The 23,073-nt window shown below is 39.8% G+C and carries 22 protein-coding genes; 7 read left to right on the forward strand and 15 right to left on the reverse strand.

From position 1 onward, the window contains the following. Positions 1 to 957: an ABC transporter permease gene (locus FAY30_RS19530; protein WP_149871425.1), complete on the reverse strand. Its 957-nt coding sequence runs from the start codon at positions 955 to 957 to the stop codon at positions 1 to 3. A gap of 159 nt (positions 958 to 1,116) precedes the next feature. Continuing rightward, positions 1,117 to 2,703 carry an ABC transporter substrate-binding protein gene (locus tag FAY30_RS19535; RefSeq protein ID WP_149871426.1) on the reverse strand — a complete coding sequence of 529 codons (1,587 nt, stop codon included), beginning with the start codon at positions 2,701 to 2,703 and terminating at the stop codon, positions 1,117 to 1,119. A gap of 295 nt (positions 2,704 to 2,998) precedes the next feature. Between FAY30_RS19535 and FAY30_RS19540 the strand changes: the two genes are divergently transcribed. The 3 genes from FAY30_RS19540 (at position 2,999) to FAY30_RS19550 (ending at position 6,577) form a co-directional block, all read left to right on the forward strand. Continuing rightward, complete coding sequence (locus FAY30_RS19540; protein ID WP_149871427.1) at positions 2,999 to 3,562, forward strand: FAD-dependent oxidoreductase; 564 nt, start codon at positions 2,999 to 3,001, stop codon at positions 3,560 to 3,562. A 194-nt stretch (positions 3,563 to 3,756) separates the two neighbouring features. Continuing rightward, positions 3,757 to 5,271, forward strand: coding sequence for an MDR family MFS transporter (locus FAY30_RS19545; protein WP_149871428.1), 1,515 nt, complete (start codon positions 3,757 to 3,759; stop codon positions 5,269 to 5,271). Positions 5,272 to 5,602: 331 nt separating this feature from the next. Next, entirely contained in the window at positions 5,603 to 6,577 is a 975-nt protein-coding gene (locus FAY30_RS19550; protein WP_190284694.1) for a nuclease-related domain-containing protein, read from the forward strand. A 231-nt stretch (positions 6,578 to 6,808) separates the two neighbouring features. Here FAY30_RS19550 and FAY30_RS19555 read toward each other — a convergent pair whose 3' ends face one another. The 6 genes from FAY30_RS19555 to FAY30_RS27265 form a co-directional block, all read right to left on the reverse strand. Next, the gene (locus FAY30_RS19555) at positions 6,809 to 7,204 is read right to left on the reverse strand and encodes a cytosolic protein (protein ID WP_149871430.1); all 396 of its coding nucleotides are present in this window, start codon (positions 7,202 to 7,204) and stop codon (positions 6,809 to 6,811) included. Between the two features lie 170 nt (positions 7,205 to 7,374). Next, entirely contained in the window at positions 7,375 to 7,518 is a 144-nt protein-coding gene (locus FAY30_RS27260) for a hypothetical protein (protein WP_190284695.1), read from the reverse strand. Positions 7,519 to 7,532: 14 nt separating this feature from the next. Then, positions 7,533 to 8,753 carry a helix-turn-helix domain-containing protein gene (locus FAY30_RS19560; protein WP_149871431.1) on the reverse strand — a complete coding sequence of 407 codons (1,221 nt, stop codon included), beginning with the start codon at positions 8,751 to 8,753 and terminating at the stop codon, positions 7,533 to 7,535. A gap of 422 nt (positions 8,754 to 9,175) precedes the next feature. Further along, positions 9,176 to 10,114 carry a magnesium transporter CorA family protein gene (locus tag FAY30_RS19565; RefSeq protein ID WP_149871432.1) on the reverse strand — a complete coding sequence of 313 codons (939 nt, stop codon included), beginning with the start codon at positions 10,112 to 10,114 and terminating at the stop codon, positions 9,176 to 9,178. A 215-nt stretch (positions 10,115 to 10,329) separates the two neighbouring features. Beyond that, positions 10,330 to 11,235: a cation diffusion facilitator family transporter gene (locus FAY30_RS19570; protein ID WP_149871433.1), complete on the reverse strand. Its 906-nt coding sequence runs from the start codon at positions 11,233 to 11,235 to the stop codon at positions 10,330 to 10,332. Between the two features lie 57 nt (positions 11,236 to 11,292). Continuing rightward, the gene (locus tag FAY30_RS27265; RefSeq protein WP_190284696.1) at positions 11,293 to 11,430 is read right to left on the reverse strand and encodes a hypothetical protein; all 138 of its coding nucleotides are present in this window, start codon (positions 11,428 to 11,430) and stop codon (positions 11,293 to 11,295) included. A 91-nt stretch (positions 11,431 to 11,521) separates the two neighbouring features. Here FAY30_RS27265 and FAY30_RS19575 point away from each other — a divergent pair, with 91 nt between their 5' ends. Beyond that, positions 11,522 to 11,710: a YozQ family protein gene (locus FAY30_RS19575; RefSeq protein ID WP_149871434.1), complete on the forward strand. Its 189-nt coding sequence runs from the start codon at positions 11,522 to 11,524 to the stop codon at positions 11,708 to 11,710. Between the two features lie 49 nt (positions 11,711 to 11,759). On the opposite strand, the gene FAY30_RS19580 is transcribed toward FAY30_RS19575, so the two are convergent. Continuing rightward, positions 11,760 to 12,518: a TraR/DksA C4-type zinc finger protein gene (locus FAY30_RS19580; RefSeq protein WP_149871435.1), complete on the reverse strand. Its 759-nt coding sequence runs from the start codon at positions 12,516 to 12,518 to the stop codon at positions 11,760 to 11,762. A gap of 218 nt (positions 12,519 to 12,736) precedes the next feature. Here FAY30_RS19580 and FAY30_RS19585 point away from each other — a divergent pair, with 218 nt between their 5' ends. Together FAY30_RS19585 and FAY30_RS19590 are read left to right on the forward strand one after the other, a co-directional pair. Beyond that, entirely contained in the window at positions 12,737 to 12,898 is a 162-nt protein-coding gene (locus tag FAY30_RS19585; RefSeq protein ID WP_190284697.1) for a hypothetical protein, read from the forward strand. A 68-nt stretch (positions 12,899 to 12,966) separates the two neighbouring features. Beyond that, positions 12,967 to 14,319 carry an amino acid permease gene (locus FAY30_RS19590; protein WP_149871437.1) on the forward strand — a complete coding sequence of 451 codons (1,353 nt, stop codon included), beginning with the start codon at positions 12,967 to 12,969 and terminating at the stop codon, positions 14,317 to 14,319. 71 nt (positions 14,320 to 14,390) lie between these two features. Here the strand turns inward: FAY30_RS19590 and FAY30_RS19595 are convergent, their stop codons facing one another. The 3 genes from FAY30_RS19595 to FAY30_RS19605 all read right to left on the reverse strand — a co-directional run bounded on the left by FAY30_RS19595 (position 14,391) and on the right by FAY30_RS19605 (position 17,859). Beyond that, positions 14,391 to 15,017, reverse strand: a complete 627-nt coding sequence (locus FAY30_RS19595) for a LysE family translocator (RefSeq protein ID WP_149871438.1) — start codon at positions 15,015 to 15,017, stop codon at positions 14,391 to 14,393. Positions 15,018 to 15,124: 107 nt separating this feature from the next. After that, complete coding sequence (locus tag FAY30_RS19600) at positions 15,125 to 16,165, reverse strand: glycosyltransferase family 2 protein (protein WP_149871439.1); 1,041 nt, start codon at positions 16,163 to 16,165, stop codon at positions 15,125 to 15,127. Between the two features lie 17 nt (positions 16,166 to 16,182). Beyond that, entirely contained in the window at positions 16,183 to 17,859 is a 1,677-nt protein-coding gene (locus FAY30_RS19605) for a DUF6044 family protein (RefSeq protein ID WP_149871440.1), read from the reverse strand. 190 nt (positions 17,860 to 18,049) lie between these two features. Here FAY30_RS19605 and FAY30_RS19610 point away from each other — a divergent pair, with 190 nt between their 5' ends. Then, positions 18,050 to 19,036 (forward strand): potassium channel family protein, encoded by a 987-nt coding sequence (locus tag FAY30_RS19610; RefSeq protein WP_149871441.1) that lies wholly within the window; start codon positions 18,050 to 18,052, stop codon positions 19,034 to 19,036. 41 nt (positions 19,037 to 19,077) lie between these two features. Here the strand turns inward: FAY30_RS19610 and FAY30_RS19615 are convergent, their stop codons facing one another. The 3 genes from FAY30_RS19615 to FAY30_RS19625 all read right to left on the reverse strand — a co-directional run bounded on the left by FAY30_RS19615 (position 19,078) and on the right by FAY30_RS19625 (position 23,067). Further along, positions 19,078 to 20,427: a glucose-6-phosphate isomerase gene (locus FAY30_RS19615; protein ID WP_149871442.1), complete on the reverse strand. Its 1,350-nt coding sequence runs from the start codon at positions 20,425 to 20,427 to the stop codon at positions 19,078 to 19,080. Between the two features lie 112 nt (positions 20,428 to 20,539). Continuing rightward, positions 20,540 to 21,703, reverse strand: a complete 1,164-nt coding sequence (locus FAY30_RS19620) for an iron-containing alcohol dehydrogenase (protein ID WP_149871443.1) — start codon at positions 21,701 to 21,703, stop codon at positions 20,540 to 20,542. Positions 21,704 to 21,795: 92 nt separating this feature from the next. Beyond that, on the reverse strand, positions 21,796 to 23,067 hold the full coding sequence (locus FAY30_RS19625) for a Glu/Leu/Phe/Val family dehydrogenase (protein ID WP_149871444.1): 1,272 nt from the start codon (positions 23,065 to 23,067) through the stop codon (positions 21,796 to 21,798). Between the last annotated feature and the right edge of the window lie 6 nt (positions 23,068 to 23,073).

Here is a 23,073-nt window from a genome sequence, read left to right on the forward strand (position 1 = left end):
CTATTCCCCCATTCCCTTAATTCTTGGGTCAACAATGCTATATAACAGATCCGATACCAAATTACCAATAATAACCAATGTCGAAGATAGGAGCATAATTGCCATAACGACAGGATAATCAAACCCTTGAATCGCTTTGACAAAATAAGTCCCAATTCCCGGCCAGCCAAAAACAGTCTCTGTGACAACAGCGCCTGTTACTAACATCGGCAGGCTCATCCCGACAATCGTAATAATCGGAAGCAGCACATTTCTCAATACATGCTTGAATAAAATCCATGATGAGGCAGCCCCGTATGCCTGTTGCACCATCACATAGTCTTCGGATAACTGACCAATGGTTGAGGAGCGCACATAACGGACCAATTCCGGCATAAATGAGAGAATTAAGACGGTACATGGGAGAACCATGTGACTGAGTAAATCTGCAAAGGAATCTTCGTTCCCAATCGTATGCATACCAAGGATGGGGAAAATATTAAGTTGATACCCAAAAATAAATACAAGAATCATCGCCATCCAGAAGCTAGGAATAGCAATTCCAAATGAACTTAAACCATCAATGATTTTATCCGCCCATTTTCCTTTATTCGCTCCGGCGATGAGGCCAAGGATAATGGATAATATAAGAGCAAGAAGATATGCCGGAAGCACAAGGAGAATGGTATTAGGTATTCTGACTGAAAGATCATTTGTAATGCTTTCATGTGTCACAATGGAGTAGCCCCATTCACCGCTAACTATTCCTTTTACCCAATATAGATACTGAATATAGGCAGGCTGATCTAATCCATAGCTTGCTTTAATCAATTCAATGGTTTCCTTCGACATGTTTGGTGTTGTCATTGCATCAACTGCATCGTATGGAGCTAATTGAATGAGTGTAAAACAAATAACCGAAATAATGAATAACAAAGGAATTGCCTGTAAAAATCGTTTAATACTGTACTTTAACAAAAAGAATTCCACTCCTTACGTTCCCTGCTGCCGAAACAACCAATCAAAAGGAAACCGATACTTTTACCCTATAACTCTCTTATTCTAAATCTTTTATTGCTAATAAATAAAGATAAACAGCGTCCTGTTTATCTTTATCTACTCATGCAACTATTGATATTAATAAGAAAGCTTCGACATATCCTCAAACGTATAAACCGGAACCAAGCCTGCTTCCTCGATTCCTTTGATTCTTGAATCAATCGCAAGAATTCGCTTATTTTCCATTAACGGATAGAATGCTGCATCGTCGATAATCAATTTTTGAATTTCTTCATATATAGCTTTTCGTTTAGCATCGTCTTTCTCTACGCGGCCTTGATTAAACAACTCATCCACTTTTGGATTACTATAATGCATGTAATTGGCTTCTCCATCGGTTACAAACAAGGAATTAAAGGTATCCGGATCAATTCCCATGATGTATCCGCCAAGATACATATCAAAGTCTGTGTGCACACTTTGCATTTTTTGGCTTAGCGCAGTTGCATCCATTCCAACTAGTTCAACTGATACTCCTGCTGCTTTTAAGTTTTGCTGAATAACTGCCGCTTGCTTTTGCTGAATTGGATTATTCGCAATAAAAGCAAGTTTTAATTTCAAGTCAGAAGCCCCTGCTTTAGCTAATTGATCTTTTGCCTTTTTCGTATCAAATTTATGTTTTTCTACATGATCAGTAAAGTAGGTCGCCTTTTTAGGTAAGAAAGAATAGGCAGGTTTTGAAAAATCGGTAGATACATAGCTGGCAATATTGATTTCATCACGATTTAAACCATAAGCAATTGCCTTTCTTACATCTTTTGACTGAACAGCCTTTGAGCTAAGGTTAAAGGCTAAATAGCCAATTCGTCCTTCTTCATATTCTTTCAATGTAATATTATCGTTTCCTTTAAATTTGCTGGCATCTGAAGGCTGAATCACAAGTGCATTGATTTCTCCCTTTTGTAAAGCCATCGTTGCAGTATTTGCATCCATAATAATACGGTAGACAACCTTTGAAATGTTCGGAGCGCCTAGGAAATAGTCATCATTTTTTTCAAATGTAACACTTTCCCCAGCCTTGTATTCTTTCAATTTATATGGTCCAGTACCAACCGGTGTTGCATTTTTTGGACTGTTAGCAATGTTGGTTTCACCCTCGTACACATGCTTCGGCATGATGAAGATATTGCCTAATGCTTCGATTGCTCCCATACTTACCGTTGGCAGTGTGAATTTTACAGTATATTCATCCACTTTTTCCACTTTGACTGGCTGATTGTTGAATATCAGCTGACTTCTAGCCCACCCGCCATTTTCTTCTTTTAACATTTGCTCATACGTGAAAACGACATCATCTGCTGTAAATGGCTGTCCATCATGCCATTTTACGTCTTTTCTTAATTTAGCTGTATAGGTTAAGAAATCATCAGAAGGTGTCATGCTTTCTGCTAAAAAGTACTCGATAGCGTCTTTTCCATTATACATATATAGTGGAGAGTAGACCGTTTTGATTTCCATTAAACCGAAACGATCACCAGTAGTAATGACGTTAACTGCGTTTCCTGGATCCCCGTCAATACCGTAAATAAATGTATCTGGTTTATTGGTTTCTTCAGATTTATTTTTAGTGCTTGCTGTGTCCGAAGATTTTGAAGAACAGCCCGCAAGTACTAAAACCATACTTAGTAAAAGTGCTGCGAAAATTGAAACCTTTTTACGAAACATCTTGTATATCCCCCCAAATAGAAGTTTTATGTAAAAACTAGAGAATAATAGTGACATAGTGTTCTTTAATTCCTACTATTCTTATGTGTTTTACTTTAAGTATTTTACCTGATAAAGTAAGCAGCGTAAATAAAAACATTTCATTACAACTAAATTCGGAAAATTGGGATAACTAACTACAATTCTGCGATGTGCTTCGCAGTCCTAAAGTCTTGAAACAAGCAGACAATTTTACATTCTGAATTGGATAAGATAGGATATTATTGACATAACTTTTAAAATGGAGGTTTTCGAGATGTTTGATGTAGTTATCATTGGTGCCGGTCCTGCAGGCGCAAGTGCAGCCCTATTTACAGCAAAGGCTGGAAAGAAAACTTTGATCATTGATAATGATAAAAGCGTTACCAAGCGTGCTTGGATTGAAAATCATTATGGCGTCTTAGAAATCAGCGGGCCAGATCTTGTAGAGACAGGGAAAAAACAGGCTAGTAAATTTGGCGCTGAAATTGTACAAGCTACTGTTGCAAACGTTAGCAAAACGGACAATGGCTTAAAAGTAGAAACCGATCAAGGTGAATATGAAGCAAATCATGTCATTATGGCAACAGGGATGATGGCCGATCTAGCTGAAAAAGCCGGTCTAACTACTAAGCCTGGCACCGAACCAAGAGTTAAAACCATTCTAGATGTGGATGCAGCAGGAAAAACAAATATAGAAGGAATTTGGGCAGCTGGAACTATCGCGGGAGTAAGCATGCATACCATAGTTACTGCTGGCGACGGCGCGAAGGTAGCCATCAATGTAATCAGTGAAATCAACGGTGAGCGCTACGTTGACCATGATATTTTAAAAGCGTAAAGCCATTCATTTCATTCGGAGGGACTCTATTATGAGTCCCTCTTTTTGTGTTTAATATTTTGCATTGACAAGGCCTATCCTTCCTTTTAAAATTGCTTTATCTCCAAGAGCAATTTTTTACCTTTTTTAGAAAACTAATAGTCAAGGAGGCTTACTCTACCACAATTTATTCGGAAGAAAAGAAGGAGAACTTTATGATTAAAAAAGACAATAATCTTAAGCTTGTTGTTACAGGTATCTTGCTTGCCATTTTAATGTCGGCCATGGATAATACGATTGTCGCGACGGCAATGGGAACCATCGTTTCCGACCTGGGCGGCTTTGACAAATTTATTTGGGTAACTTCAGCTTATATGGTTGCCGTTATGGCCGGTATGCCGATATTCGGTAAACTTTCCGATATGTATGGCCGGAAACGCTTCTTTATTTTCGGATTAGTCGTATTCCTCGCTGGCTCGGCCCTATGCGGAATTGCCCAAACCATTATTCAATTAAGTATCTTCCGTGCCATTCAGGGAATTGGCGGCGGTGCGCTCATGCCGATTGCCTTTACCATCGTATTTGATATTTTTCCGCCTGAAAAACGCGGAAAAATGACGGGCTTACTCGGAGCGGTATTCGGAGCATCAAGTGTATTAGGACCGTTACTAGGCGCCTACATTACAGACTACATTAGCTGGCATTGGATTTTCTATGTAAATGTTCCGATTGGAATCATTTCGCTTATCTTAATTATTCGTTTTTATCATGAATCATTAAGCCATTCCAAGCAGAAAATTGATTGGGTCGGTGCCTTTACGCTTGTTATTTCTGTTGTTAGTTTAATGTTTGCCCTCGAACTCGGCGGTAAAGAATATGCCTGGAGTTCCGCGCAAATTCTTGCTTTGTTTGCAAGCTTCATAATCTTTATTATTGCCTTTTTCATTGCCGAAATAAAGGCTGCCGAACCGATTTTGCCGCTTTGGCTATTTAAGAAAAGACTGTTTGCGACCTCACAAATCCTGGCCTTCCTTTACGGCGGCACCTTTATTATATTAACCGTATTTATCCCGATTTTCGTCCAAGGAGTTTATGGTGGAACAGCTAAAAATGCCGGATTGATTTTGACTCCGATGATGTTAGGATCTGTGGCAGGAAGTTCCGTTGGCGGAATCTTTTTGACCAAGACTTCATATCGCAACCTGATGTTAATTTCGATTGTTTCCTATTGTTTAGGGATGTTTTTCCTTGGCGGCATGACCGTTGACACGGCCCGCTGGCAATTGACGCTTTATATGATTCTTGTCGGCTTCGGGGTAGGCTTTTCATTTTCTTTATTGCCGACTGCATCGATTCATAATTTGGAGCCGCAATACCGGGGAACAGCTAACTCGACCAACTCTTTCCTACGTTCGTTTGGGATGACACTTGGAGTAACGATTTTCGGTACCATCCAGGGCAATGTTTTTCAGGATAAATTAAAGGCGGCATTTTCAGGCATGCAGGGTGCAGGTAATTTTAAGATGGGCGATCCACGCGAGATATTTCAAGCAAGCGAGCGTGCGAAGATTCCGGATTTTATTTTATCAAAAATTGTTCATGCAATGTCCGATTCCATTACCCATGCCTTTATGCTTGCATTGATTCCGATCGTTCTTGCTGCGGTAACAATCTTCTTTATGGGTAATGCCCGGGTTGTCGTTAATAAAAAAGAGTCTGCTAAAAACTAATAAAAATGCACCGGACACACTACGTAGTCCGGTGCATTTTTACTTACGCGTTATGAATATTGCTCTTTGGAAGCACTTTGACTTTAATTTGAGATTCGCTGATTGAACGGCCATATTCGCTGATTGAACATCGAAATTCGCTGATTGAAACCTCAAATTCGCCGATAGACTGCCAAAATTCGCCGATAGAAGATGGAAATTCGCTTGTTATGTGAATGAGTTGTGTCGAAAAAGGTATACTCGGAAAACTTTTTACAAAAATCGATACAATTCGGCAGGAATCCCATACTTCAACTTAGAATTAATTTTTAAAATGAAAGGAGAGATGATTTTGCTTGTAAAAGAAAGGACAAAACCGTTAATACTATTGATTTTAGAGGCTTTACTCCGACGAATTCCAGTAAGTCATAAAAAATACCAATCAATATTGGAAGAAGTTAAGAGAAGACAGGCTGGATACTTAGGAGAGCAATCAATGGATTACTACTATCGCGAACTCCCAGATCAGAAATACAAGATCCTCCACGATTTAAACCTTCCTGATGGTGACTATAACTGTCAAATCGATACCCTGCTTGTAACTCAGGAATTTGCCTTAGCAATTGATGTTAAAAATATAGCCGGTAAGCTAATATTTGATACTGAAAATGAACAGTTTATTCAAATCAATAATGGAATTGAAAAAGGATATCCCTATCCAATTGCTCAAGCAGAAAGGCATCAAAAGTACATACAGAAACTTTTTGCTAAACATCATTTCCCTGCAGTGCCGGTTGAATATTTAGTCGTTATTAGTAATGGATATACGTCATACGTTGTTACTGGGAAAAACGCCTACAAAGTGAAATCAAAGGTTTGTAAAGCCGACGTCTTCTTAAATAAAATTAAGCTTTTAGAAACACAATATTCGAAACCGCTTTTATCCACAAAAGAGCTCCGAAAGTTTTGCCGTCTCCTCTTAAAAATGAATACCTTACCAACAAATTACGTATTGCAAAAGTACGGAATTCAGAAGTCGGATTTATCAACCGGGGTCCATTGCCCGACATCCCCAGACCATTCCCTTATTCGAAAGAAACAAAATTGGTACTGCCCTATTTGTAATACTTTTTCAAAAGATGCGCATATAGAAGCCCTTAAGGATTATTTTTTGCTGATTGATACCACCATAACTAATAAGCAGTTTCGGGAATTTGCTCACTTACAATCAAGTGATACAGCAAAAAGAATATTGCAATCTTGTAACCTTCAATACATTGGGAAGAACAGATTCCGATGCTATACTCCTAAGAGCTTCCCCTGGTGAGTTCCCCAACAATGAAGTAAGGGGTACATATGCAATTCGCTGATTGAACGGCCATATTCGCTGATTGAACACCGAAATTCGCCGATAGAATAAAATAACCTAAACAACAGCTGAAAAACTTGCCTAAAAAAGGCGAAAAAGGACGCCATCATCTGGTGTCCTTTCCCTATAAAATAAAATTCCTAGCGAAAAAGACCGATTTTTTGAAAAAAATTTACGAAGCCAGCATTTTCAAACCTCCAGGTCTTTTCCTTCTTCTACAATATGGAACAAGAGGTGTGCTAAATGATGGATTGGGCCGTAATCCTCGTCCTCTTCATCTGTTTCCTCGCTGAATTCCAGGTCATTTAAGAAAAGGGCCATGAATTCGTAAAAGTCCTTCAGCTGGAAGGAGTAACAGGCAACTGGTTCTTCATTGTCTTCTTCATATTGCAACACCATGTAGGAGATGTCACCATCGACATCTGCCCCATCGAAAAAAACAAAAAAGCCAATATTTGTGTCGAGTTCAAATAAATGTCTCGTTCCGCCTTCGGTTGCTTTATCGAACTCCTCCTGATTGAGTTTTTGAATCTGCATGCTATCGATACGATCCTCTTGATGGAAACCTACTACAAATGATTTCATAATATCCTCCTTAAAATTAACTACACATGTCATTAGGATATCCATTTTCAGGCAGGTTTCATTCGTTTTATCCAAAATTATGGAGCAAATCATTTGTTTTCATTTAATCCTCTTTTAAAAATTTGCCAATAAAGAAACCCCTGACTAAATCAGAGGTTTAAAGGTTGGTATTATACTGGAGGTAAGATTGGATGATCAGTAGTGGAAGCAGCATCTGCTATATTTACAGATGTTTTTGCGCTGCTAGTTCCAGTCACCGGTGATGAGAAAACAAGTAATGTAATCGAAAATAATAGAATCGCGGCCTTTTTCATAATTTCCGAGCTCCTTACGTTATTTTATTTAAATAATAAACTGCTTCAGAGTATTTTTCCTGCTGCGTATAGTAATCTGAAAGCATTTTGTAAAAACGGGTGAGGTCATTAAGGTGTTCATTCGTTTCTTCCAGAAAAGGAATTACTTTTGATTCTAAATATTTGAACGCCTTTCCGGGGGATACCATATGCAATAAATAAAAATCTGCCAGCAATCGATATTTTTTAACGCCAAGCTCCTTCGCACATAAACAAACTACTTGGAAGGACTCCCTCGCTTTATCCGTTGCTTGGAGGGCATATTGAATTTCTCCAATCGAATAAAGAGTGACAAGATAATGCGGATTATTTTTGGGCTGAAGTGCCAGGCTTTTTTCGTAAAAGATCAAAGCCTCTTTTGCATTTTTCTTTTTATTTTGTAAGTAGCCCATATTATGATAAATTTGCGGCAGCAGTCTATCCTCTTTAAGTAGATCTGCATTCCGAATCAAATGCCTGAAGCATTCTTCCGCTTCTTCATAAATATTTGAGTGGGTGTAGTTAATCCCTAGCAGCATTAATGTATGAAGAATTCGATAAAAATTTTGTTCGCTCATAAACAGCTGCAGGGCCATCTTGCCAAAGTGAATCGCATGCCCTGATTGCTCCAGTGCGCTTTTTACAATTGCCCGGTGGTAAAAAAAGTCTGCACTTGGCATATCATGACTTGGTTCACTATATAAAGCATCGAGCAATTCTTCTGCTGCTTTAAAATGTCCCTTCATAATTAAAAATACAGCATTATAGTATCGAAATAAATACTCTTCATGTTGGGAAAAATTTTTCTTTTGTTTAAATAGCAGGTCCCTCTGAATCTCTGCTTCTTTTAAACTACCTTTAAATAATAGGTAGCGGTATTTATATAGTTCATACGTATGGATATATTTAGAGAATGGTATAATATGTTCATGTTCTTGAAGCTTCAGATAAACTTCATCAATCGTGTCCTTTAAATAGTAATTGATCTTTTCTCCAAGCTGACCAATTAAGACCTGAATTAAGTCTTCTTTCTCCTCCATCTGCTCCAAGCTAATTTCTAGTCTTTTTAGTAAAAGCGATACCGTTTCCTCGTTTGCTTCCTTCGAGTTATTTTCTATTTTACTTAAATGCGGGACAGAGCAAATGCCTTTTGCAAGCTCCGTCTGTGTCATTCCTCTTTGTGTCCGATAGAATTTGATCAAGGCTCCGAATTCCATAATGTCACCCGCTTGCCTTTCGTTTTATACTATTTTACTATATCAGCCCCCTTTCTAACAGCTATTTATCTGACTATTTGTAAAAGGTTGAATAGTTCCATCTTAGTAAAAACCATCCGGATTAGGATCCAGATGGCTCTTTTCACTATTTTCCCCTGTCTTTCTCTTGGATTGTAAAATCTTCATCCAAAATGAATATTCTGCTGATGTTTAAACATATTCTGACTTTGCAAGCAAAATAACAAAGAATTATTCGAAAAAAGTTGGGAAAATTTTTGTTTTTTTATAAAATAGGTAACTTTTGATAGGGATTTATTAAAAAAAATAAAGTCGAATTAATCTTTTTTTCTTCAAATTTATGAAATAAGATCTATTTTAAAATCTACGAAAAAAAAAAACCAGCCTAATGAAAGGCTAGTAATCTAGAAATATTTCTTTTTCCAAAAAATAATCGCTGCTAATGTAGATAAGATGCCGCAAATGATTAGAGTAAAAATAAACCCGTGCGGATTATTTTCAAAAGGTAATTCCACGTTCATTCCAAATAGGCTGAACACCATCGTTGGGAAAGATAAAATAATCGTAATCGAAGTTAAAAACTTCATCACAATGTTTAGGTTATTTGAAATGATTGAGGCAAAGGCATTCATCATTCCATTCAAAATGGAACGATAGGTTTCAGCCATCTCAATAGCCTGTGTTTTTTCAATAATGACATCTTCTAATAAGTCTTTGTCTTCTTCATACATTTTTAAATAATTAAAGCGGAGAATTTTATCGAGAACTACTTTATTTGATTTTAGGGAAGTTGTAAAGTAAACCAAAGATTTCTCTAAGGCAAGAAACGCATATAATTCTTTATTTTTCAATGACTGCTGAACGACACGTTCAATTTCATTTGTTTTCTTGTTAATTTGTTTTAAGTAACGAAGATAATACGAAGAAATAACAAACAGAATTTGCAGCGCAAATCGCGTCTTTTTAAAGGTAAAGAACTCTTTCACCCTGTTCAGCTTAAAATCCTCTAATATCGGTGTATCCTTTAAGGAAACGGTAATGATGCAATCTTCCGTTAGAATAATCCCAATTGGAATGGTTTCATAGATCGCAAAGCCCGTTTCATCATGGACAATATACGGAAAGTCGACGATAATATAGACCCTGCCGTCATCCCGTTCAATCCTTGGACGTTCTTCATCATCCAGCGCATCTTTAATAATATCTACATCGACTTGGACATCTGTCGACACTTTATTGATTTCTTCTGGCGTTGGAGCGTACATATTGATCCAGCAGCCTTTTGAAATCACATCAACCTTTTCTAACACTCTTGTTTCAGTGCTTTTATAAATTTCTAACATGGGAAAACCTCCTCACTCACTTTGTTCGAGGAAGCCAACAACCTTTTCTAGAGTTGATATTCAAGATATTCAATTCAATCCATTCAAAGACATTGACTTCCCCTCGCCTACTAGGGTCCGGGTCCACGGAATAACTCAAAAATATCAACTCCCTCATCGTTTTATATCCTATCCTATCATAAACCCTAACGCCGGAAAGTACAAAGGAGTTTTTTTCAGGAATTATTTATGTCATCAGGGAAATAGGGATTTAAATGAATTAATACCTCACGGATATTATCATTTTGATCCATTAGTTCGCGTTTGATCAATTTTGCCAGATCATGCCCCTGCTTGATCGTTTTAAAATGATCAATGGAGATGCGCAAATCAACTAATACATAATGACCATGTTCTCTTGCCCGGATGCGGTCAATCCGCTTTACATCTTGGAACTCCCGCACAACGGAAATGTATTCCGACAAAGTCTCTGTATTAATATTACGCTCAAGTAAGATATCAAATGCCTCTGTCAACATTTCCTTTGCAATTTTAAAAATTAAATAGGCGACAAAGATACTTGCGGCCTTATCCCCATAAAGCAGGAAATGGATATCAAACCTTTCACCAACAATTGATAAAAGGACCCCAATCGCAGCCGCAATGGATGCAACAATATCTGCCTTATGATCATAAGCAATCGCTTCAATCGCCTTACTTTGATTCTCTTTGGCCACCTTCAGGGAACTTCGGTATAAAATAATCTTGGTAACAAACGAAATCAGCGCAACCCACATGGCTAGGAAACTGGGCGATTCCACTTCATGGAAAAAACCGCTAACCCCTTCATAGGCAACATAAATCGCAACAAGCAAGAGCAGAATGCCAATAATTTCTGAAACGATGACCTCTGCTTTTCCATGCCCATATGGATGTTCCTGATCTGCCGGCTTGTTGGCAATTTTTATCACTAACAAAACAATTACGGAGGCGAAAACATCGGCGGCAGAATGAATCCCATCCGCGAAGACCGCATCACTATGCCCATACCAGCCAATAATTACTTTTCCTAACGTTAGAATAATGTTACTGATTACGCTAATCCAGGCTATCTTTTTAGCTAGCTCTTCTCTCATTTCCATTGTTAAACCATCCTTTTGTAAATCTCATGGAGAGTAACATGCTCCAAATACATTCTATTATTCTTGATGATCATCCTTATCTTTTTTCATCATTTCTACTTCTTCGATCACTGAAATTCTGTTTATTTGGTCATGGAGAAAATGGAAGGCTTGATCTAATTCTTCTCTTGTTGGAAATTCATTTTTTTGGTTCATAAAACATCACCTTTCAAATTTATAGGAGTAATTATTTTAAAATAAGATAAAATACCGTTGTAGTACACATATTGAAAAGGAGGATTCTATAATGGACAATAAACGCGCTAATCCAAAAAAGGAACTGGCCGGAAGTTTTTATCATCCAAGTTATTATCAAGAAAAGGACACCCTATCCTCAGGACTTGCTGACACACATGAGCAAGTGAGTGATTCGTACATGGAAGGCGGCATGAATACGGATGGTTCCGCTCAAGGAATAAACCACGAAGAAGTATAAAATTAGTGAAAACAGCTCTCACACCGAAAGCTGTTTTCTTTTTTTTTAATCATTTATCATCATGGTCTACATATGGGTCGTGTTCATAGGCCGGCAAATCCCCGAAACTGGTCATGATTCCTTCTTCGTCTAAGGCATTTTCATACTGCTCGTGCTGTGGATTTGGATAGACCTTAATATTATTTCCATACATATCATTGCCGACAAAATTTTCATAATCCTCGACGTAGCCGATATTTTCATCTGCTTCTACATACATATCCTGAAAATCATCCTGAGGAAAGGCTAAATCTGATGGTGTATCGGATGTTCCCCAGGCTGCCACCGTCTGCCAAGAATCTTCGGAGTCAAACCCGACACTCTCATGCTTTTCATCCATATCAAATTTTCCGAAAGGCGGCATTAATACCCCTTCTTCCACCGGACGATTGTGTGAGGTAATCCGATCCTGACTGTGATCAATACAAAAAGTTGTATTCGGAATGGCCTGTAACCGTTCTAACGGAATCTCCTTTCCACACACATCACATTTCCCATACGTTCCATTTTCCATCGCCTCTAACGCTCGGTTAATATTCCCTAACTGTGTTTCAACATGCTCGTTTAAGGCTATATCCTTTTCACGTTCATATAGCTCGGTTGCTTCATCAGCGGGGTGGTTGTCGTAGCTGGATAACTCTCCCATGGATTCATGGGCATGCCCGCGCTCCAGCCCAAAATGGTCATTTTGTTCCAGCCGTTCCTCCACCTCACTTTTTTCCTGCAACAATTGTATCCGTAACTCAGCTAACTGCTGTGTCGATAACATGTGCAAAACCCCTTTCATCAACAGAACCATTTATATTATTCATTTATGATGATTGTTTATATCGTACCCTTATATTTTCATTTGTTTCATGCTTGTTTATGTAAAGAAAATATAATTCCATCAAAAACCAATCGTCCACATCATCCTTAAACTGAATAAGAATGGCGAAGGCGTGTATCTTAAGAATAATCAAGATAATGAAAAGCGAGGCGATGGAGATGGTGAATTATAACTTTGAAAAGTTTAGACAGGAACAGCGTGAACATAAGGCAGAATATATCGGAAGCGACAAAAACAAAAGGCCAGGACTGAATGATCCGGAATACAACAATCAGGATAATACCGATAAATCACCAGGGGCAACAGGGCGTGAAATATAAAATACGAATAACAAGGTTGGGGCCACTCCTCAACCTTTTTAAATGAAATTCGCAGAAGGAGAAAATCAATGGGTACATCAAAGAGTGGTGCAGCGGAAAATAATATGAAGTGGTGGCAGCTTTCATTATTCGGAGTTGGCTGCACGATTGGAACAGGTTTTTTCCTTGGCTCAAGTTTAGCGATCAAAATGACGGGTCCAGCCATTTTAATTGCGTTTCTCATTGCCGCAGTTGGAACGTATTTTGTATTTGATGCACTGTCTAAAATGACTTCCCAAGAACCATTGGAGGGAGGGTTTCGCTCCTATGCCAAAAAGGCATACGGGCGCTGGGCCGGTTTCAGCAGCGGCTGGGTCTATTGGTGCTCAGAGGTGCTCATTATGGGCAGTCAAATGACGGCACTTTCGATCTTTTCCCGGTTCTGGTTCCCGAAAATTCCTTTATGGATTTTTGCTACAATCTACGGTGTTCTAGGATTAGCCGTTATCCTTATCGGGGTAAACCTTCTAAATAAAATGGAAAATATTCTTGCCATCTTAAAGATATCTGCGATTCTAATGTTTGTGATTATAGCTGGTTTAGCTATATTTGGCGTGATTGACGGTGACAGGCCAATTCAATTTCCTAACAGTAAAAAGGAATTACTTCCCGGCGGGTTAAAAGGGTTATGGTCTGCGGTCATTTTTGCCTTCTACGCCTTTGGGGGCATTGAAATATTAGGCTTAATGGCAATGAAACTAAAGGATCCCAAAGAAGCTCCAAAGGCTGGAAAAGTCATGCTGTTTATGCTCACCTTTATCTATGTTCTTTCAATTGGTTTGGCTGTCATGATGGTGTCCTGGCATACTTTTAACGCAAAAGAAAGCCCGTTTGTGATTGCTTTAGATGCCTACAATCTTTCGTTTGTCCCTCATTTTTTTAATGCTGCTCTCATCATTGCCGGTTTTTCGACGATGACCGCTTCCCTTTACGGGGTTACAAGTGTCCTTGTGACCTTAGGGAAAGAAGGGGACGCGCCGGCCAGTTTTTCAAAGAAAGGGAAATTAAAGGTTCCATGGCCGACATTATTGGTTACAATGCTGGGGATTACTGCTTCCATCGTTGCAGCATTGCTTATGCCCAACCGAATTTATGAGTATATTACCACTGCGGCAGGATTAATGCTGCTGTATAATTGGATCTTTATCCTTGCCTCTTCTAGAAAAATTTTAAAGTTGAAGCTAAAAGAGAAGATCATGTATTCGGTTGGAGCAATATTCATTTTAATTGCTGTCACCGGAACATTGTTTCATGATACGAGCAGGCCGGGATTCTTCATTAGTCTGGTCTTTCTAGGCATCATTGGATTGATTACCTTGATGATGAATTTTAAATGGAAAAAGAAAAAGAGCAAGGTACTTAACCCATGGCCGACAGCATAAGAAAGGCGCAAGCACCCTTTTCAGCTGCATATGCCTAGAAAAAATCCAGCTTTTCACTGCTGGATTTTTTTCTATCCAAAAAGATTTTGAAATGCCTGCACCCCAAAGTAAAGTCCAAATCCGATCAAAGAAAGACCTGATAAGAATGAAATGACCACCAGTAAACGAGAGGTTAAATACTTGCGGAAGCTGCTTGCAACCCCCGCCATCATAATATCCCACATCAAAAGTCCGATAAAAATCGCACTGCTATAGAGCACCAATTGACTCGTATCATAGACAGCAGCTGTTTTGGCAAGAACAGAGCCATAAATGCCCAGCCAGAATAGGATCGTAAGTGGATTAGAAATTGACATAAAGAATCCGGAAAAAAACGATTTCACCAGCGGTTCCTTACCCCTGACATACTCTAAGTTGATCTTACCGGCATTCATAAATGTTTCAATCCCTGTATACATCAGCACAAAACAGCCAAAGAACCACAGAAAGGTTTGCATGAATGCCGTTTCAAGAAATTGAACAACTCCTATGTATACCACGAGCATATATACCCCATCAGCAACAACTGCACCCACTCCAATGAGCCAAGAGTGTAAAAATCCATGTCTAATTCCCCTGTCTATTTGTGCCGCATTAATCGGGCCAATCGGGGCGGCAAGCGACAATCCTAGTAATATATAGCTTAAAAAAACATTCATCAAGATCTCTCCCCAATCAGTAAATAAAAGCCTGTCTATCCATTTCTATTCAGCAGGGAGGGGGTGTACGACTAAAAAAGAGTTTTCCTAAAAGGAAAACCCTTACATTAGTTATTCGTATCTGATACTTTTCTTAGATCAAGGCTATATCCGCTGTCCTCTAACGTGTCACTGAGCAAATGGTGTCTTGGGGCCGGCAAAGTAAAAGAATCGATATCCACAATATACTTGGGCCTCTGTTTTGTTTCTTTATAAATTTTCCCCACATACTCACCAATCAATCCAATCGCAATTAATTGCAGACCGCCGATTAACCATATGGAAGTAATCAGCGATGTCCATCCGGTTTCTGTATCACCAAAAAATTTAAGCGCTAAAAAGTACCCGCCAAAAACGAGGCTCATGAAAAAGGAAACAAACCCTGTGATTAACACAAAACGGATGGGTGAGATGGAAAAGGAGGTAATACCATCAAGGGCAAAGGCGAGCATTTTTTTTAATGGATACTTCGTATCACCTGCGTGCCTTTCTAAGCGGTCATAAAAGACCATATCCGAACGAAAGCCCAAAAGTGGAACAATCCCTCTTAAAAAAAGATTAACCTCGCGGAACCGTTCTAATTCTTCCACTGCTCTTTTACTCATTAGCCGAAAATCCGCATGGTTATAGACGAGGTCAACTCCCAGCTTCTTCATAACCTTGTAAAAGCCTTGGGCGGTGCTTCGTTTAAACAGAGTATCTGTATTACGTCCTTTTCGAACACCATAAACAATTTCATAGCCAGAGTGGAATCTGATGACAAAGTCACGGATGACCCTAATATCATCCTGCAGGTCGGCATCAATCGAAACTACACAATCAGATTGCTCTTTAGCCGTAAATAGACCGGCGAGCAGAGCATTTTGATGCCCGACATTGCGCGATAATTTTAAGCCCCGCACATGGTCACTTCGTAATCCGGCTTTATAAATCAATTCCCACGTATGATCCTTACTGCCGTCATCAACAAACAAGATTTTGCTTTGCCTGGAAACGAGCCCCTCATGAATCAGCTCCCTCAACAGCCCCTGGAGCTGGTCGACCGTTTCTGGCAAAACATCTTCCTCGTTATAGCATGGCACAACAATCGTAAGGACTGGTTCTATCATGTCAAAACCCCCGATGATTACAATGTCTTATATAAATAAATTTTCCATGCAGCCGTTTTCGATACAAACACTTTATCAAGCAACAGTTGATTTTGCTCGGCATTGTCGATTGGAATCGCTGAAAAGATATAACGGCCGCCCATTTCCTTAAAAACATCCGTGTTCAGCTCAAGGTTTTTCAAGTGCCGTTTGGAATCCTTTTTCAGCATATATCTTTTTCCAAGCTGTGCTGTAAAAATGTAACAACGGCCGCCCCACTTATCGAAATATTTTCGAACGGTTTTATTTTTAGCTAATTCCTTTTCAATTATTTTCCTAAATTGATGTTTATAGCTTAATGGATAAAAATTATTATAGGTATCAACCGTATAAAAGCCATTGTACTGCGAAACAGCGGGATGGATTCCGATACTTGCAACCCGGTATTCTTCCTGCGGGAGGGCGATATACTCCTTGATTTCGTGGAATAGGTCCTCAGCGAAAAACTCCTTAACCGTGGGCTTATCTTGATAAATGATTTCATCATTACATAATCCCAAAAATACGATTTGTAAAACGATCATCCATTTCGCCGTTTTCGTCCAGTCCATTCCTTGCTGTGAAATAATTTTTAATGCAAGGGCAAAGCTTGCATAAATGACAAACGGCCTTAAAAAATGGTATCGGGCAAAATTAAAGGTATTCATAAAATGGAACTTTTCTGTTAAGGGCAGCCAGCCTTCATAAAACCAAAAGGCATACCATAACGATAAGAAAATATTAAGCCCAAACAAAAAAACAAATAGTTTTTCCTGCTGCCAAAGTTTTTTCGAAAACACAAAGTAGATGGCTATAAAGGTTGCAGGCACGATTAATAAAGTATGTACGGTCATCACATGGTTGTGTCCCAACAGGTAATTTTTTACAAACAGACGTCCCGCCCGCCAAAATGACAAATGGGCATGAAAATATTCATCGCGGCTATTGGGTTCTTTTGAAAACAAAAATGAATAAACAAGCCGGTACTCTAACAGCATAAAAATAAATGTCATGTAGCTAATAGCAAACAAAAAGCGCAGGTTCCAGCCCTTTCCCCGTAAAACATCCCAAAGCCAAACGACACCGATTGCAGTTAGAAAAAAGAAAAACCCTAACACAATACTGGCATAAAACGGAATCAGCGTTAGAACAAGATAATTCTTCCAGCTTCTCTCTCCATTGCGGATATTAAGAAGGGCCCATAGTGCCAGGGGCATTCCTAATGTGCTAAGCATCCCTGATGGCCAAAATGGGGTCAAAGCAAAGGCAAGTGCACTGCCAATGCGAATCGAGAGCCATTTATCACCAATGAGAAAATGATCCTTTAGGAGTAAATACATGCCAAAGAAAGCTGCCACTCTTGTTAATGCCTGGCTTAAACCATAAGCGATCATCGTTGGAAAAAGAGCATATAACCAAACAATCAAGCTGTATTCTGTCCCAAAGGCATTTCGCGACAGCTGGCCATTAATAATTTGGGGGATGACTGCATTGACGTTGCCGAATATTTCTCCGCTTTTCGCTAACACCTTATACCATGCCAAGTTCGAATCTAAATTATCGTGAACTCTGATATGGGCATTTTCTTGCAAAATAAATAATGGGGAGAGATAGATCGCTAGAACAAGTAAAGCGAAGAGGATCAGTCTTCGTTCTTTCTTCGTTTCAATAACCACTTTTCTACACCTCAAAATTTCCTTCTTATAAAGGGTCCATTTGATTTTACACTTTGCTATTAGAATGGAAATTATTCCTTTTCTCTTATAATCCTGCTTTGGAAAAAAGTTCCGCTTCATACTGTCTAATCAAAAAATAATGAGACTGCGTCCTTTTGCTAATAATAGGTTTAAAAGAGAGGTGATCGTCGTGCCAAACCGGATTTATATAAGTTTCTTGCGATTGCCGCTTCTTGTTCGAATCCTATTCATTGCATTGCTTGTATTTTTGTCATTCGGAATCGCTATTCACTTCTTAGAACCTAGAACCTTTCCAACAATTTTTGACGGCATTTGGTGGGCGATTATTACGGCATCCACAGTGGGTTATGGCGATTATGTACCACATTCTTTTTTGGGCAGGCTTACTGCCTTAATCTTAATATTACTTGGTGTTGGAATTGTCTCTTCCTATTTTGGAACATTAGCAGCTGCTGCTGTAACAAAACAGGATGCCTTTGCTGAAGGGAGAGTCCCATTCAAAGGCAATGGCCATATTGTCATCATCGGCTGGAATGAACGGTCGAAGGAGCTGATTTCTAAGCTAACCAATGTTCATTATCCGCAAATGATTGTCTTAATTGATGAAACACTTGAAGCCAATCCAGTAAAATCGAGATTTGTTCATTTTATTCAAGGAAAAGGACATGTGGATGAAACAATTATCAAGAGTGATATTGAAAAAGCGGAAAAGGTACTGATTACCGCTGACCGCGGCAATGATGAGCTTCAAGCGGATATGAATAGTATCCTAACCCTGCTGACAATCAAAGGATTATGTGTAAAGGTTAAATGCATTGTTGAAATATTAACAGCTGAACAAGTTGTTAATGCAATAAGAGCAGGTGCAGATGAGGTCATTCAATCTAATAAATTGACGAGCGTATTTATGGTGAATAGCCTGCATTCTAATGGGGACGGGCTATTGTCAAACGTGGTCCATCAACTGCAGGAAAGCAGATTGTCTGCCTCAACTGCTACTGGGGATGAAATTGGAAAGACCTTCAATGAAATATGCCTGATGCTACTAACAAACGGGTTCCTGTTAATTGGCATTAAAAGAGGGGAAGAAACGATTTTGAACCCCTCTCACACATTTGAAATTGAAGCAGACGATCAGCTATTAATTTTCAAATAGAAAGAGTGCTGAAACAGGTGTTATCAGCACTCCTTTTTATTTTATTTTAGCCGTTTTTCAAGTTCGGCTTTCTTTTCTTCGTATCCAGGTTTGCCTAATAGAGCAAACATATTAACTTTATACGCTTCTACTCCCGGCTGATCGAACGGATTCACACCAAGCAGATAACCGCTCATGGCACATGCTTTTTCAAAGAAGTAGACAAGGTAACCAAATGTATATTCATCCATCGCCGGGATGGATAAAATAAGGTTAGGCACACCACCGTCGGTATGGGCGAGCATTGTTCCTTCGAATGCCTTGTTATTAACATAATCAATCGTTTGCCCTGCTAAATAATTCAAGCCATCTAAATCATTTTCAAACGCCTCAATTTTTAACTCACGACGCGGTTTTTCCACCTTAATTATTGTTTCAAACAAATCGCGGCGTCCTTCTTGGACATATTGTCCAAGTGAATGCAGATCTGTTGAAAAGTTTGCCGAAGATGGGTAAATCCCTTTTTGGTCCTTCCCTTCACTCTCGCCAAACAATTGCTTCCACCATTCAGAAAAATACTGAAGGCCCGGTTCGTAATTGATGAGCATTTCAATTGTTTTCCCTTTATTATAAAGTACATTTCTTACTGCTGCATATTGGTAGGCAGGATTTTCTTCAAGCTCTGATGAACTATAGTCACCTTGCGCCTGTCTTGCACCCTCCATCATCTTTTCAATGTCGGCGCCGCAAGCAGCAATAGGCAGTAATCCAACTGCTGTTAGGACAGAATAACGGCCGCCCACATCATCCGGAATCACGAACGTTTCATAACCTTCTTCTGTTGCTAAGGTCTTGAGCGCACCTCTTGCTTTGTCTGTTGTCGCATAAATTCGTTTTTGTGCTTCTGCAGCGCCATACTTTTCCTCTAATAGCTTGCGGAAAATACGGAAGGCAATCGCCGGTTCCGTTGTCGTTCCAGATTTAGAGATTACGTTAACAGAGAAATCCTTGCCATCAAGGAGATCGATGACATCCTGCATGTAACTTGAGCTAATATTGTTTCCAACAAAAATGATTTGCGGCGTTTTTCTTTTTTCTTTCGGCAGGGCATTGTAAAAGCTGTGTGACAGCATTTCAATCGCAGCCTTTGCCCCAAGATAGGAACCGCCAATTCCAATGACGAGAAGGACATCAGAATCTGACTTAATTTTCTCAGCTGCCTTTTGAATCCGTGAGAATTCTTCTTTGTCATAGTTAGTTGGCAGCTCAATCCAGCCTAAAAAATCGCTGCCGGCTCCAGTTTTCTCGTTTAAGGAATGGTGGGCAACTTTCACCGCATCCCTTAGATATGTAAGTTCATGTTCCCCAAAAAAAGGGAGAGCCTTCGAGTAATCAAAACGAACATGTGTCATGAATGATCCTCCATTAAAATTTATTTTCATTTCTCACTTTAACGAATGACAGACATATTATCAAGAAGGGCACCTCTTGAAAGCGCACCCATCTTTCGATAATTTTCTACATTTACAATGATGCCCGATAAATGGCTAAAACATCATCTCGATTTAACTTCGTAAAGTTACCGAACGCACCGTTAGCCATCGCACGGTCAGCCATTACATCGAGCTTCGTAACATCAATATCATAATCAGCTAAACGTGAAGGTGCCTCAATACTATTCCAGAATTCACGCAGCCGCTGTATTCCATCAAGACCTACTTCCTTAGCACTTTTGCCTTCTGCATTTACGCCAAACACCCGGACAGCAAGCTGTTTGAAACGCTCAGGCTTCACGTGAAGGTTATGCTCCATCCAGTGCGGGAACAGAATTGCCAGACCGCCGCCATGTGGAATGTCATACACAGCCGATACCGCATGCTCAAGGTTGTGTGTCGCCCAATCGCCTCGGTAACCCATATTTAACATACCGTTCAATGCCATGGTGCCGCTGTATAGAATCGTTGCCCGCTGCTCATAGTTCTCCAGATCCGCCAACAACTTCGGAGCAGTTTCCATCACCGTAATCAATAACGATTCACACATGCGATCCTGAAAATCTGTGTTCTCTTCCAGGTGGAAATAATGTTCAAGGACGTGTGACATCATATCGACTATTCCATAAATGGTTTGGTTTCTAGGTACGGTAAAGGTGTTTACCGGGTCTAAAATAGAGAATTTCGGGAATGTCACAGCACTTCCCCAGCCGTATTTTTCATTCGTTTCCCAATTAGTGATCACCGATCCGGCATTCATCTCTGAACCGGTTGCCGCAAGTGTCAGGACTGTTCCAAATGGAAGAGCTTCCTTAGCAAAGGCCTTCTTAACCACTAAGTCCCAGGCGTCTCCATCATATTTAGCCCCGGCTGCAATTAACTTGGTGCAATCAATGACACTGCCGCCCCCAACAGCTAAAAGGAATTCAATTCCTTCCTGTTTACAAATTTCCACTCCTTTACGGGCAGTAGAAATGCGGGGATTTGGCTCCACACCGGACAGTTCAAATACTTCAGCACCGATTTCTTGTAAAAGTGAGGTAACTTCCTCATATATGCCGTTTCGCTTAATGCTCCCTCCGCCATAGACGAGTAAGACCTTATTACCGTATTGAGGAATTTCTGTTTTTAATTGTTCGAGCTGCCCCTTACCAAAAATTAATTTTGTAGGATTAGAAAAAGTAAAATTCTGCATAATGAACACCTTCCTTTTCTGTTACCATTATTGATGAAAATTTTTTTTTTTGCAAAAAAAGAACCCTGCACCAATGATGCAAGGATTTATTCCTATACCCAGCCTCTAAAGAGAGACGCTTCCGCCAATCTCCTTACGCCTACCATATACGCAGCCAAACGCATATTTACATTGCGAGTCTCTGCAAGTTCATAAATTTCATTGAAGGATTTCACAAGTTTTTCTTTTAATTTTCCTACTACTTCTTCTTCCGACCAATAATACCCCTGTTTATTTTGAACCCATTCAAAATATGAGACAGTCACACCGCCTGCACCTGCTAGGACATCAGGCACAAGCAAAATTCCCCGCTCAGTAAGAATATTTGTGGCCTCAAGTGTTGTCGGTCCATTCGCTGCTTCGACTACAATACCTGCCTTGATGCTATCGGCATTTTCCGCTGTAATTTGATTTGATACTGCGGCTGGCACTAAAATATCACAATCCATCAGGAGCAGCTCCTCGTTTGTAATTACACCTTCAAATAACGATGTCACCGTACCAAAGCTGTCACGCCGATCCAATAGATATTGAATATTTAATCCATCGGGATCATAAAGGGCTCCATATACATCCGAAATACCAATGATTATTGCGCCGGCATCATGTAAAAACTTGGCAATGTAACCACCGGCATTCCCGAAACCTTGGATAATCACACGAGCCCCTTTGACCTGCATTTCACGCTTCTTTGCCGCTTCTTCAATACAAATAGTAACTCCCTTTGCCCCCGCTTTTTCCCGCCCCTCAGACCCTCCAAGCACAAGGGGTTTCCCTGTAATAAAGCCGGGGGAATCGTTTTGCCGGAGACGGCTGTATTCGTCCAACATCCAGGCCATTATTTGCGAATTCGTGTACATATCCGGTGCCGGGATATCCTTTGTCGGCCCAACAATTTGGCTGATCGCCCGCACGTAACCGCGGCTTAAACGTTCCAGTTCACCAAATGACATCGTTCGCGGGTTACAGATAATACCGCCCTTTCCCCCGCCAAAAGGTAAATCCGCAATCCCGCATTTCATGCTCATCCACATGGATAATGCCTTCACTTCATCTTCACTTACGCCGGGATGAAAGCGGACGCCGCCCATAGTCGGCCCAATGGCATCGTTATGCTGGGCACGGAAACCGGTAAAAATTTTCGTAGACCTGTCATCCATGCGAACCGGAATCCTGACACGGACTGTTTTTAAAGGTTCCGCTAATAAATGAACCATATCTTGTTTATACCCAAGTTTTTTCAAGGCATCCTGAATCACAATCTGCGTTGATGTAAGAAGGTTTACAATTTCTTTTTTCTTTCCGTCTCCATCAGTAGTCCCCATTTTGGC

This window comes from Bacillus sp. S3 (assembly GCF_005154805.1).
In the GTDB taxonomy this organism is placed as follows: Bacteria; Bacillota; Bacilli; order Bacillales; family Cytobacillaceae; genus Neobacillus.

Excerpts from the sequence above, each read along its gene's own strand:
- FAY30_RS19585 (WP_190284697.1), top strand. The coding sequence starts at position 12,737 with ATGGTGAATTATAACTTTGAAAAGTTTAGACAGGAACAGCGTGAACAT.
- FAY30_RS19560 (WP_149871431.1), bottom strand. The coding sequence starts at position 8,753 with ATGGAATTCGGAGCCTTGATCAAATTCTATCGGACACAAAGAGGAATG.
- FAY30_RS19535 (WP_149871426.1), bottom strand. The coding sequence starts at position 2,703 with ATGTTTCGTAAAAAGGTTTCAATTTTCGCAGCACTTTTACTAAGTATG.
- FAY30_RS19540 (WP_149871427.1), top strand. The coding sequence starts at position 2,999 with ATGTTTGATGTAGTTATCATTGGTGCCGGTCCTGCAGGCGCAAGTGCA.
- FAY30_RS19565 (WP_149871432.1), bottom strand. The coding sequence starts at position 10,114 with ATGTTAGAAATTTATAAAAGCACTGAAACAAGAGTGTTAGAAAAGGTT.
- FAY30_RS19580 (WP_149871435.1), bottom strand. The coding sequence starts at position 12,518 with ATGTTATCGACACAGCAGTTAGCTGAGTTACGGATACAATTGTTGCAG.
- FAY30_RS19620 (WP_149871443.1), bottom strand. The coding sequence starts at position 21,703 with ATGCAGAATTTTACTTTTTCTAATCCTACAAAATTAATTTTTGGTAAG.
- FAY30_RS27260 (WP_190284695.1), bottom strand. The coding sequence starts at position 7,518 with ATGAAAAAGGCCGCGATTCTATTATTTTCGATTACATTACTTGTTTTC.
- FAY30_RS19575 (WP_149871434.1), top strand. The coding sequence starts at position 11,522 with ATGGACAATAAACGCGCTAATCCAAAAAAGGAACTGGCCGGAAGTTTT.
- FAY30_RS19595 (WP_149871438.1), bottom strand. The coding sequence starts at position 15,017 with ATGAATGTTTTTTTAAGCTATATATTACTAGGATTGTCGCTTGCCGCC.
- FAY30_RS27265 (WP_190284696.1), bottom strand. The coding sequence starts at position 11,430 with ATGAACCAAAAAAATGAATTTCCAACAAGAGAAGAATTAGATCAAGCC.
- FAY30_RS19615 (WP_149871442.1), bottom strand. The coding sequence starts at position 20,427 with ATGACACATGTTCGTTTTGATTACTCGAAGGCTCTCCCTTTTTTTGGG.
- FAY30_RS19600 (WP_149871439.1), bottom strand. The coding sequence starts at position 16,165 with ATGATAGAACCAGTCCTTACGATTGTTGTGCCATGCTATAACGAGGAA.
- FAY30_RS19590 (WP_149871437.1), top strand. The coding sequence starts at position 12,967 with ATGGGTACATCAAAGAGTGGTGCAGCGGAAAATAATATGAAGTGGTGG.
- FAY30_RS19545 (WP_149871428.1), top strand. The coding sequence starts at position 3,757 with ATGATTAAAAAAGACAATAATCTTAAGCTTGTTGTTACAGGTATCTTG.
- FAY30_RS19555 (WP_149871430.1), bottom strand. The coding sequence starts at position 7,204 with ATGAAATCATTTGTAGTAGGTTTCCATCAAGAGGATCGTATCGATAGC.
- FAY30_RS19570 (WP_149871433.1), bottom strand. The coding sequence starts at position 11,235 with ATGGAAATGAGAGAAGAGCTAGCTAAAAAGATAGCCTGGATTAGCGTA.
- FAY30_RS19625 (WP_149871444.1), bottom strand. The coding sequence starts at position 23,067 with ATGGGGACTACTGATGGAGACGGAAAGAAAAAAGAAATTGTAAACCTT.